The sequence below is a fragment of the Alicyclobacillus sendaiensis NBRC 100866 genome, from assembly GCF_001552675.1.
Lineage (GTDB): Bacteria > Bacillota > Bacilli > Alicyclobacillales > Alicyclobacillaceae > Alicyclobacillus > Alicyclobacillus sendaiensis.
In genome coordinates, this window is record NZ_BCRQ01000124.1 from 1 (window position 1) to 1,720 (window position 1,720).

The 1,720-nt window shown below is 53.0% G+C and carries 2 protein-coding genes; both read right to left on the reverse strand.

Going from position 1 to position 1,720, the window contains the following annotated elements; all coding sequences use genetic code 11:
• Window positions 1-996, reverse strand: a 996-nt coding sequence (locus AS26_RS13500; protein ID WP_174519948.1) for an Hpt domain-containing protein, incomplete at its 3' end; no start/stop codon positions are given.
• 85 nt (window positions 997-1,081) lie between these two features.
• The coding region (locus AS26_RS13505; protein ID WP_169793515.1) for a CZB domain-containing protein at window positions 1,082-1,720 on the reverse strand (639 nt) is incomplete at its 5' end.

Genomic DNA, 1,720 nt, shown 5'->3' on the forward strand with positions numbered 1-1,720 from the left:
TCGATCCAAGCGTTCAACGGCCTCCCGCAGCGCCGGATCGTTCGAGGCAGCCGCAATCGTAACCAGGCGAGTTTTTGCGATGACCATCTCACTCATGGTGTTCAGGAGCGCGTCCATCCGGCGCACGGAAACGCGGATCGACCTGTCAGGCCGACTATCGTTGCTTCCGGGACGTGCCGCGGATTCTGCGGAAGTGGTCGACATAGATGGGGATTGGGTTTCGTGAGAAGCGAAATTCCCACGTGAATCCCGCTGACTTGAGCTTCCACTTGATGCAACCCATCGTTCAGCATCGCAGCGAGCGACATCCGTGATGTCGAGCACCTTTTCCTGAATCCGTTCGATCTCGTCGTGTTCTAAATAGATGACGACATGCGCTTCCGGCGTTTGCACATCTCCTGCCCAGACCGCATCTTCCGTCGGTTCCGCTGCCGCGATGTCCGCGGCATCCTTCAACGTCTGGTACACCATCGCAAGCCGAACGGCGGGCATCATGCAATCAGGAGATAGTTGAATGTGAAGCCGATAGGCGACCTTACCTTGTCGTTCGGCTTCCGTTGCATACCGCGCTCTATCCTCTTCTAGCCCGTTTTTTTGACTCAAGTGCAATGATTCTCTCGATTGCAAAGCAGTTTGTAGAGAAGCCATCACATCGTCGTCTTTGAGATCAGGCTCACTCCCAGACGTCGAAATGGCCTCGAGGTAAACCCGCATTCGGTCAATCGCTTGGAGCAGGATATCCACTTGCTCGGGCTGAAAGCTCTCGGGATGATCTCTCCATAGACCGAACACATCCTCGACTCGATGTGTGATGTCCGCCAGGCGAGAAAATCCCATCGTGGCACTCATGCCTTTTAATGTGTGCGCTGCTCGAAAAAGCTCGGCTACAAGGTTAGGCTCCGGACCTTGGCGTTCAAGCTCCAAGCATCCATCCTCTAGTTTCTCGACATTCTCCGCCGACTCAGCCAAGAACGCGTCCAGATACTCGCGATTCACATGGCTCTCCCCTCTCTTTGAGGTTGGGCAGCGATCGATTAACGATATAAACTCCCGATTCGGGGATTGTATCTATCATGACCAATCATTCCCTTTCTAGTTCTTCATACAGGGCATCCAAAAGTCGGACTACTTCTTGCGAAGCTTCCTCCAAGTCATGCATCTTCGTACTGACGTCTGAACGGCTGTCCTGCTGAAGCGCGTGATAGATTTCGGATGCCAGTCGGTGCACCCTCTGGTGTGGTTCGTCAAGACGTTGGAATAACGGGTTAGCCGCGAAACTTGAACGCCCCTTTGCCGCATCGTACCACTTTCCAAAACGACATTCGTGGTGGTCTTTCAGTTGCTTCTCCTCCATGGCGTGGTAGCCCATCATATAGTTGTGCAACCACCACTTCCCCAAAAGATGGTCTGTCTTGGCGATCCGAAGGAGCATCCGATCGTGATGGGCGTTCACTACGCGTTCGACCATCGCATTGCGCAAATCGTTGACTTGAACACCGGTTCGATACATGTCTTGCCCTAAAGTATCTATCCTTTGCTTTACATCTGTCACACCGTCCATGATATCGACCACACGTGACGCGATATCTTCCGTAGCTGCAGCTTGTTCTTCGGCACTCGCCGCAATATTCCCCATGTATTCGACGATGTGATGGATTTCAGAAACGATGCTCTCAATCACGCCCATTGCCTGTTGGGCTGTACCCACTTTATCGACCAA